Genomic DNA, 11356 nt, shown 5'->3' with positions numbered 1-11356 from the left:
TTAGGCACGCCGCCAGCGTTCGTCCTGAGCCAGGATCAAACTCTCCAATAAAGTTTATTGAAAAGAGCGATAAGCTCATTTAGAAAATGCTGACGAGAACATAATGTTCTCTATATTAATACTCACTCGTTGTTCAGTTTTCAAAGATCAAATCATTCCGGCGTTTTCCGACCGGATTTATAATATATCATGTTAAAACAATATATTCAACTGGTAATAAAAACCAACTTTGATGAGTCAGTAACTAGCTTTATCCGCTGAATCATAACTCATTGTAATGCCACTCTCTTAGCGGCGGATTTATAATATATCATACTGTTCGGCACACTTCTACTTGTAAAATATTCCATGATAATTACTATCATCATCTCGGATAGATTTTACTCTACATATTTTAATAAGATGTAATTTAATTAAGCACAGGCATATCTGCCCAGCAATTTTTTAGAAGTTCCACCACTTTAAAACCTTGAAAACAGAAGGCTTCTCCCCAATCTTAACTATGCCCCCCTAATCACTAGAAGGAAACAGCAAATATTTGTCAAATAAGATTTTATGAAATACAACACCCTTGAAAATATTTACTTCAGGTTATTCTAAGGAACATAACAATCAAGACAAGAGACCCCCGATGTATTCCGTGAAATTAAATGAGCCTTCTTTAATGAAACTATTATTTTCTTCAAAATGAATGATTTATATTAACCTCTATCGGTTCAAGATCTAATTATCCAAAAAAGGTAGTACATAATTGAATAATAAAACTAGTATTGTCTGAAAGCCTTATAGTTCAATTCAGTATGTATAAGCGCATTAAAGGGGGTGGTAGATAATCGAATGTTTGGTAAGCGGTTACAAGGTACCATGATAAAACTCATTCATATTCTCATTGAATGAGACATCAGGAAGGGCGGATTAAATTTATATGTTTTTATGGGGCTGCCTTTTACAAAAGATTTCTTCCCCCCATTTCTAAAAAAGTTATTAGATAGAGGAGGAGTTAATTAGATGGACCGAAGGACTATTCCCATCCAAAAATCACTGTTTGTATCCTTTTTGGCATTCCTTATGATTATTTCATTAGTCATCCCCCCTTCTCCGGTGTATGCAAACTCGTCAGACAACCTGCCTGCTCGTCATGCAGAATATCTTAACCGAGGTTTGGTTGCAGTTCTGATAGACAATGGTGTGTTCTTGAGCTGGCGGTATTTAAATACGGATCCTAATGATATTGCATTTAATGTTTATAAAAACGGAACTAAAGTGAACACATCCCCCATTAGTAGTGTGACCAACTATGTGGACACAACAGGCTTTGACAGTTCACAGTATCAAATTTCTACAGTCATTGCAGGAAAAGAAGAAATGCAGCCTGAGGTAGTGTCGGTTTGGCATAACGAATATATGCCTATTAAGCTGGATAAACCTGCTGACGGGCGGACCAAAGATGGCGAAATCTACTCATACTACGCGGGCGACGCTTCCGTAGCGGACTTGGACGGCGATGGTGAATATGAAATTGTCTTCCTTTGGAGTCCGAGCAACTCCAGAGACAATTCACAAAGTGGATATACCGGTAACGTCTATATTGACGCTATCAAACTGGACGGCACAAAACTGTGGAGAATCGACTTGGGCGTCAACATCCGCGCTGGAGCGCATTATACCCAGTTAATGGTGTATGACCTAGATGGTGATGGGAAAGCCGAAGTCGTTGTTAAGACGGCTGACGGAACAAAGGACGGACAAGGAACGGTCATCGGCGACAAAACGAAGGATTATCGCAATGAAGGCGGATATATTCTGACAGGGCCTGAATACTTAACACTCTTTAATGGTGAGACGGGAGCTGCTGTATCTACCGTTGATTATAATCCGCCAAGAGGGAATGTTGGTGATTGGGGCGACACCTATGGCAATCGTGTGGACCGGTTCCTCGGCGCCATAGCCTATTTGGACGGTGTAAAACCAAGTGTAGTAATGAGCCGCGGTTATTATACGCGTACCGTACTTACTGCTTATGATTTTACTGATGGAAAACTCGTCGAGCGCTGGACATTCGACACAAATAAAGCAGGAACTCAGTATCAAGGACAGGGCAATCACAATCTAAGTGTGCTAGATGTGGATGCGGACGGCAAAGATGAAATCATGTTCGGCTCACTGGCGATTGACGATGATGGGACCTTACTCTACAGTACCCAACTAGGACATGGCGACGCCATACATGCGGGCAAACTCGATCCGAGTTTGGATGGCTACCAGGTCGTCAGTGTGCATGAAAGCAGCAGTGCCGAATACGGGCTGGAGATGCGTGATGCAGCGACAGGTGACATCATTTGGGGTCAATACACAGGAAAAGATACTGGACGCGGAATGTCAGCTGATATTGACCCGAACTATCCTGGATACGAATCATGGGCATCGACCATCGTTGATGGAAAAATGGATCCATTAACTTCCGTATATTCGGCAAGCGGCGAGGTTATTTATGAACAAAGTGATGCTCCAAGAAGCACTAACTTTGCTATCTGGTGGGATGGAGATCTGCAGCGCGAACTGTTTGACCACGAGTGGAATAACAGTACAGCAAAAGGTATCCCCCTCATCTACAAATGGGACTATCAAAACAAAAAACTGAGTGAAATCTTCCGGGCGACTGGGACACTGACCAATAATCATACTAAAGGAAACCCGGCGCTTCAGGCGGATATTCTAGGAGATTGGCGTGAAGAAATTTTGCTGCGGAGCGAAGACAGCTCGGAGTACCGACTCTATACCACAACCATTCCAACAGCATACCGGATACCCACACTGATGCAAGATCCCGTTTACCGACTGGGTGTAGCTTGGCAAAATGTAGCTTACAATCAGCCGCCTCATACAGGTTTTTATCTTGGAGAAGAATCTACAGAGTTCCCTAAAGCTAATCTGACACTAACCGGCGGGGAATCAGCCACGGAGCCCGTTTATCATTTTGATTTTGGTACAGAAACCTCTGAGGGTAAAACTGCCGTGCAAAACACTTTATACGAACAAGAAACTGGTTTTGGCTTTATGAATACAAGTAACATTACCGTAGGAGCAAACGAGGTTTCTGTTGCGACAGGAACAACATTCGCCGTAGACCTAGCAAATGCCAACTATAAAGTGACACTGAGATTGGGCGGCGATGCGCAAGATTCAAAAATTGGCGTCAAATCTGAATTTGTCCAAAAGCTGGCCGTGACCAATGTAAAAGCAGGACAACCACTGGAATATTCTTATGACGTTGCGCTGGTAGATGGACAGCTCGATTTCCTCTTCACCGGTACAGCCATAGACTTGCAGGACATCATCATTGAGAAGTATCCGGACAAAGCGCCAGGAGCAGCAACAACCATTTATATGGCCGGTGATTCAACAATGCAGTCTTACAGTGAAATGCAGGCACCGCAAGAAGGCTGGGGCCAGCAATTCGGCCAATACTTTTCAAACGGGGCAGTAATCGTGAATAACGCAATCCGCGGTAGAAGCAGCAAATCATTTATGGTTGACGGCCGTCTGGATACGATTTTGCAGCGGATTAAGCCAGGGGATTTTTTCTTCATCTCCTTTGGTCATAACGATGCGAGCATAGGGATTCCGGACCGTTATGCATCGCCGGAGGATTATAAGACCTATCTAGCTCGCTATGTGAAGGGTGCTAGACAGCGCGGTGCAACGCCGGTACTGCTTACTCCGGTTGGACGCAGAGATTTTAATACCGTGACTCAGGAATTCAATGTCAGCTTCCCCGCATACGTAGAGGCTTGCATAGAAGTGGCAAAGGAGCTTGACGTGCCATTAATTGATCTAAGTAAGTTAAGCATTGCGTATTACGATCAAATTGGTCATCCAGCTACAGAGAAAGTATTCCTCTACGCCAAACCAGGTGAATATCCAAAATATCCAAACGGTGTAAATGATAACACCCATTTCAGCAGCTATGGAGCACAAAAAATTGCTGGACTAGTTGCGAAAGCGGTCAAAGACATGGAGCTTAGTATCTCTTCACTAATCATAGATCCAAATATATCCGAACCAGAACCAGAACCGGAAATCCAGCGCTATGAAGAAAACTTTGAAGGCAGCTCAGCCGAGTACAATTATTCAATGGTAAATGCAGCAGGCATTGCAGGAACACTGGCGGGAACCATTGTTGAACAGGACGGAAATAAAGTGCTGTCCATTAGTGGGGGTGGCTCAGGCCACCGCGCAAAAGCATTCCGACTATTTGATGCGGTTAACGGCGACATCGTTAATGTAAACTTTGACTGGCATTCCGGTAATGTAATTAACTACCCGTCAGAAGGACATCTCACTGTCCAGGATTCAAGCGATAACAATCTTTTTACGTTGGTTGCTAAAAACAGCAGTGAGCATATCCACTATTTTGTCGGCCCCTATACAGCTGATTATGGTACTGGATTTACAGCTATACCTGAAGGTGGTAAGGCCACAGTGATTCCAAAGAACCAGTGGTTAAATGTAGATGCATCTATTAATTTTGCCAATAAGACAATGGATCTGACTTTGAAAAGTCTGAAGGACTCGACTATTACACAGACCATTGAAAACATTCCGCTAAGCCCGGGTGTATATGCAGACAATGTTAGATCCATTCGTTTCCTAGGTACAAGAAAAAGTGGATCAGGTACTTTAAACTGGACTACCCAAATCGACAACATACGGATTGAAGGCACTCAGCTTCCTCCGGAACAAACCGATCAGACTGTCTTGATTGCTCTATATGATGAAATCAAATCACTGGATCTGTCATCATATACAGAATTATCGAAAGCCGTACTAAAGCGAGCTTTGACAGCTGCCGAGGCAATATTGGGTACGGAGGCCACTCAGGCTCAAATTAACCATACGATTAACATGCTGACTGTCGCAAGAGATTCACTGACAAGCACGCCAACTGAAAATGTAAGCGAGTACAAATTTGATTTTGGTTCCGGCGATGTTGCCGATGGATACATCAAAGTAGATGCTAAAAGAGCATATATTGAAGAAAACCGCTATGGCTTTGCTGATACCGTACTAACCGAAGATGAAAACAGAAAAACCGGAGATGCTCTGACAGAGGATTTCATCCGGGTAAACGGCACCTCCTTTCTAGTAGAGATGGAGCCGGCTAATTACCGAGTAACGATGACCATCGGGGATGCAGAAGAATCGACCAATACAAACGTAGTTGTAGAGCAAATGACAAAGCTGCCTCTCACAACGATCCCTAAAAAGGAATTCAAAGAAATTACGTATGACATCGCTCTAATCGATGGAGTCTTCAATTTCGACTTCTCCGGAAATTCACCAAAGATCAATGCGCTAAAACTTGAGCGTCTGCCTGATAATGGTGCCAGTAATAAACCAATCATTTATCTAGCGAGCGATTCCACAGTGGCAAATTACGCAGAGAGCTATCGTCCGCAAGCTGGCTGGGGAGAAACATTAGGTAGATACTTTGATCTAAATGAGATTAGTATCGATAACCGGGCAGTCGGCGGTCTAAGTAGTAAAACTTTCCTTGTAGGTGGTTATCTCAACAATATTCTTCTGGACATTCACGAAGGCGACTATCTTTTCATGCAGTGGTCGCATAATGACTCTACGCCGTCCCGTCCAGAGCGTTATCTTACACCCGAACAGTTTAAGGTGTATTTGAAAAATTACATTAATGGTGCCAATCAAAGAGGAGCCATTCCGGTTCTGGTCACTCCTGTAAATAGACGTGATTTTACTGGAGATACTCTGAATAAGAGCTTTCCTGAATACGTGAAGGCGATGAAGGAAACGGCGCAGGAAACCGGAACGCTTCTAATTGATCTTAACCAGGCCAGTTGGGAACATTTCCAGGAACTTGGCCCGGAAGGGACCAAATCAATTTTCATGTGGGTAGGTACAACGGAAGACAATACGCATTTACAGATGAACGGTGCGATTAAGGTATCTGAACTCGTAGCACGACTTGTTAAAAAGCTGAATATACCTTTGTCTACCTTTATCAAGCTCGAGGAAGAGTCTTCAGATAAGGAAGGACCGCATACTACGGCTACTTTGGAGGGAGATTCACACAACGGCTGGTATACTTCAGCAGTACAAGTAATATTCTCGGCTGTAGATGATAACTCCGGAGTCTCTGCGACCTACTATCAGGTCGATGGAGGAGACATAACAGAAGGTACACAAGTTACTTTAAGCGATGAAGGGAATCATGCAATAACCTACTGGAGCGTCGACCACGCTGGGAACAAAGAAGCGGAAAAAACACTGGCAGTACCAATTGATCTCGCACCACCGGTTATTGAAATTCAAGGCCAACCGGAATATACGATTAATCAACAAGTGGAAATTAGCTATACTGCTTCTGATACAGTCTCTGGCGTCGCAGAGCCAGGCGGCTTGTTAAAGAACGTACCAGCTTATACGTTGGATCCGGGCTTGAATCAAGTAGCTGTTACGGTATCCGACTTGGCAGGTAGAGAGCAGAGCGCCTTTTTTAACTTTGGTGTAACAGCTACCTTCCGCAGCCTAGCTGAATTGACACAAGCGTTTGCTGTAGAGTCAGAAGATCCAAATGCTGAAGAGGTTGCGGTACGGATCATAAGTTACCTGGAGGAGGCTGAGCAAGCGGCAGCAGTCCATAATGGAACCAAATCACGCCAGTTACTGGAGAAATATAATAATGAAGTGATTGCTGGCCAAGATAAGACGTTTACTGCAGAACAAACACAAGCTTTAAGCAGATGGGCAACTTGGCTCAGCCAGATAACGCCGATCGCTAGCAGTGCACCAGGAACTCCTGAGCTATCCCATGATAACGGCTATGATACGGGTCTCATGGACGGAGATTATACCATTACAATGAACCTCTGGTGGGGTAATAATGGGACTCAATTCAAGCTGTATGAGAACGGGGTATTGATCAAAGAAGTTCCTTTATCCGATCAATCACCTTCTGCCCAGTCCGTTCGGATTGACATATCCGGCAAGCAAAATGGCACGTATGTATATACGGGTGAGCTGATCAATTCACTGGGGACAACCGCAAGTACGCCTCTAACTGTAGTAGTCACAGATGCCTCCCCGGGCAAGGGTACTCTATCACATGATAACTGGGACGCAGATGGAAACTATAATATCAGCATGAATATGTGGTGGGGTACGAATGCCTCTAAATATGAACTGTACGAGAATGGAGTTTTGGTAGACACACAAAACTTGCAGGTTCAAACGCCTCAAGCCCAATCAGCAGTTACGGATATTACAGGAAAAGTACCGGGGATCTATAAATATGAAGCAATATTATACAATGCCGCAGGTGAAATGAGAACAGAGGAATTAACGGTCATAGTACGTTAGAACTTCAATCCAATGTTATTAATCGTTGTATCTGCCGTAAAATGAAGAACACTAAACTAACTATTTAAATTTCTATAAGTACAATTCAAAACTCGTTATCTTCTCTAAAACAGAAGATAACGAGTTTCTAAATCTTAGTACTATTTAGCCCATCGCGATGACCTCATCCAATCCCAAAACTTCGTAATAGCAATTTTCAATCCGATGTCTCAGCGGTCATAGACCTTTTTGATGTATATTTGGAGATTGTAGATAGCACTATGAAAGTATGACGCCATAGAAAATCTAAATAAGCCGTTTTAAAACGATCTGAAACTCCCCTTTTAGCAAACATTTAGGCATCGAATAAAGAAAAAGCATTATCTTTATCTCTTTACACTCATGCCCGTTATCCTCTTTTCTTAAATATTGGAATACTTAATGCAGCTTCTTCATCCATTATCGGTTTTGGTTTTTCAGCTAGTTTTGCAGAAGGTGATGCTGAAGACAAATTGAATTTCGGATCATCACCTAGTAACTCTTTGCGGATAATATCACGTAAAATCATGCCTCTAACACCTTTAGGAAGTCGCTGAATAGCTTCCCATAGTTCACTTTCTTCCGTCTCAGGGAAGTATATCGTTATTTTTTGTTTTGTTGCCATTAGCTTATTGTGCTCCTAGCGTACATATCATACCCGAGCACCTGCAAATCTTGCGGTGATTCAGGGAATAATGTCTTTCTTAAACTATTTTCTTTTAATTGGTTTTCCATCCGTTCAGAAGAACCGCCGAGGAAAACCACTTTATCAATCAAATGTCCTCTATCAATATATTTCCGCTTAATGTCAGCCCAAATATTTCTTGCCTGCTTATCTAGCACATGTAGCACTTCTTCATCTTCTGCAAAGTATAGTTTCTCTTCTTGCGAATTTTTATTGATAATGGTTACGCCATGATCCAGTGCAGAATCAACATCATACTTCGTGTAATTCTTAACACCTCTAGTACGTCTGTTAATGATCTTGCCTATTTCATCATAAGCCGAACCAATACCCAAACTTGGATGTGTGTCAGCTAGTTCATTAAATACATTTCCTTTTTGCATATATACATAGTTCACAGTTTGGAAGCCAACATCTGCTACAAGAACATTTTCTTTTTTCAAAGTTGGATTTGAAGAAAGTAAATACAAATTAGCTGCGTAACCCTGTGGCATAACGATTACATCGTCAATAGATATCTTAAATTTTGATCCTCTGAACTCAATATCAAATTCTTTATCAGAGAATAGATCTACCAGTAAAGGAGCTTCGTCCTCCATGGTTTGAATAGGCAGACCGGTTACTATGTCAGTTTTAAGATCCTCACCCGATGCCTGCACAGCTAAGGGGTAAAGGAACAATATTTTATACTCTAAATCCTCAACCCTGTTACGTGTACTTGATGCAGGCACCACATTTAAGTGCACAAATTCATGTTTACCAATTATGTACTCTACGCCGTCTACGATTATGGTATCTAGCTCGCTTCTTGAGTCTAGCGCCCCCAGTGGAATTTCTGTAACGAGGGCCTGACGCTTTAGCACCTGCTGTTCGCTATCCGTCCATTTAACATACCCAAAACCTATATCAACTGACTTTTTCATTTTCTCCTCCTTATGTATAGATACGTATCTATACTTTTGGTTTCATATTGAATTATATCAGTTATATCTTTGAATATACAGCTAAAAATTCTAATTTTTACCTTGTTTAGAGTTTTAACACTGTCAAAAGTATAGTTATGTATCGTTACGTATCTATACCATGTAGTACGCTTCGGTTAAAGAAAGCAATCAATGGTTAAATCATCTATTAGTGAAGGGGAGTATACTCAGTAACGAAACAAGAAGAAAAACAGTCGAAGAGCAGATCCCATATCAAAAAAAGGAATCTCTAACAACACAAAGAACACAGGAGCACTCTCAAAAATTGTTCGTGTCTATACTTTAAGAATTGCACTGCTGTAAAGGAAACAGGAAAAACACTACAATACTAAGTAATCCAGGGTATAATGTTAAAAATAATAGGAGGTCTATTCTATGAAAGGAATCGTTAATCGATTTGATTTTGAAGGAGAATAAATAATTGAAATAATTAATGACACAAAAAGACATTGTAAATTTTTTATAGAAACATCGTTAAATTGGATGTAGTTGTTATCTTTAAGAGATAGAAATCAAACTCATTTGAAACAAAACGGCTTTAATAGAGAATCGATTTCTTAAATGATAGGAGCAGACTTAACCCTTGTCCGCTCCTATTTTATAATAGATATAAAGTTATTTCTTTATTAGACATAATTTCACAAATTCTTAAAGTATAAATCTAAAGCTTCATTAAGAATACGTGTCTTTGTACCTCGTCCACCCTCAATACTAAGCTCATCTAGGATCTTTTTTATATCGTTCTTAAACCATACAGTCTCTCTCGTGTATAAGTCATCGAATTTTTCCTTTTTCTTAACTGTCCCTTTACTTTTGCTTTTACTTAAAAGTTCTCTCGCTGTGTTAGTAGTATCAATAAGTTCTGAATGGACTGCATTGCTTACTGGTCTTCTAATTTTATTTTTAAGCTGTTCCATTTTTGAATCAGACACGATTGATCAGCTCCTCTACAAATAAGCGATACTGATTTAAACCAGTTTTTAATTCAGGATTATTTGTAAATCCATTGATTGACAATCTCCCAATAGCAGCAGTTCGGGTCATAATCGTTTCAAAACAAAGATCCTCATATTCCTCTTCCACAAGCTCGATCAAAGCCTTATTATCTGTTCTTCTAGAATCAATTAAGGAGCGAAGAATACCAGCTACCTTTAAATTTTCGTTTGCGAGTTCCTGAACGTGAACGCAGGTTTCTAGAAACCTACCTAAAGCTGAATAACAAAATTTACTCGCTTCAAACATAGCCACTACTGCATCAGAAGCAGCTAATGCATTGATTGTTTGATCCCCTAAAGCTGGAGGTGTATCGATAATTATATAATCATAATCATCTTGAACACTTTCTAAAGTTTGCTTTAAAACGAGGGACCTATTACCTCTATAAGACCCATACAGCCAAGAAGGAAAACGAGCTAGATGGTCTTCAGCACTTAAAAGATCAAGACGATCAGTTACTTTATGTATATATTTGCGAGCGTCTTGTTCTTGTAAAGCTTCAAAAACAGTTCTTTCATGGAAAACGTATATATCCTCTTGTGTCAATAATTCGGTCAAGTTCCCTTGCGAATCTAAATCAACAGCCAATACTTTCTTTCCATATTCCGCACTTAGTATATGAGCAACTATACCAGAAGTTGTTGTTTTACTTGATCCACCTTTTTGAATGCCAAAAGAAATAACAGTTGCCACTAAATAGCCTCCCTATTTATTAAAAATTTCTGATATAAGTATAACATAATACATACGTGTACGTACACGTATACGTACACGTATGTATTATGATTTATAGACCTTCCCTCTACATATTATTATCTATAGAATTTCATCGATTTTTTGATTACTTTCCACTAATTTAATTTACTTATATGTTACAGCAGGAGAATCTTCGCAAATACAGATCCATATGATTCTAAAAAAGGCATTTCATGAAGAACGAATTATATATAGCGCAACAAGAGAATGAGGACTTTGCTGAAGTGATCTTGAATTATATGAATCTATATTAATGAATTAAAATCCAGTTAAAGTTAGCACTAAAAAAATTACGATCTAGTTTCTACGATAACGGACAATAAGCAAAGGGGAACTCCTTAAAGAAGGCGACTTAATATGTAATGAATGGGTAGCAATAAACAAAAGCGCCTAATTTATTATTAGTAAATTAATTGAATCAATTTCATAATGCATTGACTTAAAGAATTGCAGACTACTCCATTGCAATCGTAGTACATTTTAAATTTTATGAGGCTTTCGCTCTTTGTTGTTTGTTCACACGATCCAC

At 40.5% G+C, this 11356-nt stretch carries 5 protein-coding genes; 1 reads left to right on the top strand and 4 read right to left on the bottom strand.

Annotation, left to right across the window (positions count from 1 at the left end; all coding sequences use genetic code 11):
- Window positions 1–1008 precede the first annotated feature (1008 nt).
- Window positions 1009–7389, top strand: coding sequence for a rhamnogalacturonan lyase family protein (locus GQY27_RS20560; protein WP_160037131.1), 6381 nt, complete (start codon window positions 1009–1011; stop codon window positions 7387–7389).
- Window positions 7390–7777: 388 nt separating this feature from the next.
- On the opposite strand, the gene GQY27_RS20555 is transcribed toward GQY27_RS20560, so the two are convergent.
- From GQY27_RS20555 to GQY27_RS20540, 4 genes are all read right to left on the bottom strand, one after another.
- Complete coding sequence (locus GQY27_RS20555) at window positions 7778–8032, bottom strand: hypothetical protein (protein ID WP_160037130.1); 255 nt, start codon at window positions 8030–8032, stop codon at window positions 7778–7780.
- Complete coding sequence (locus GQY27_RS20550; RefSeq protein WP_160037129.1) at window positions 8032–9015, bottom strand: ParM/StbA family protein; 984 nt, start codon at window positions 9013–9015, stop codon at window positions 8032–8034. Before GQY27_RS20550 ends, GQY27_RS20555 begins: the two co-directional genes overlap by 1 nt.
- A 698-nt stretch (window positions 9016–9713) precedes the next feature.
- Window positions 9714–10007, bottom strand: coding sequence for a hypothetical protein (locus GQY27_RS20545; protein ID WP_236570679.1), 294 nt, complete (start codon window positions 10005–10007; stop codon window positions 9714–9716).
- The gene (locus GQY27_RS20540; RefSeq protein ID WP_160037128.1) at window positions 10000–10764 is read right to left on the bottom strand and encodes a ParA family protein; all 765 of its coding nucleotides are present in this window, start codon (window positions 10762–10764) and stop codon (window positions 10000–10002) included. Before GQY27_RS20540 ends, GQY27_RS20545 begins: the two co-directional genes overlap by 8 nt.
- Window positions 10765–11356: the final 592 nt, after the last annotated feature.

The organism is Paenibacillus sp. An7 (assembly GCF_009870785.1).
In the GTDB taxonomy this organism is placed as follows: Bacteria; Bacillota; Bacilli; order Paenibacillales; family Paenibacillaceae; genus Paenibacillus.
This window is presented reverse-complemented; position numbering and strand designations above follow the sequence as displayed.

What these genes read in the sequence shown, in the direction of transcription:
- GQY27_RS20560 (WP_160037131.1), top strand. Translation starts at nt 1,009, where the DNA reads ATGGACCGAAGGACTATTCCCATCCAAAAATCACTGTTTGTATCCTTT.
- GQY27_RS20555 (WP_160037130.1), bottom strand. Translation starts at nt 8,032, where the DNA reads ATGGCAACAAAACAAAAAATAACGATATACTTCCCTGAGACGGAAGAA.
- GQY27_RS20550 (WP_160037129.1), bottom strand. Translation starts at nt 9,015, where the DNA reads ATGAAAAAGTCAGTTGATATAGGTTTTGGGTATGTTAAATGGACGGAT.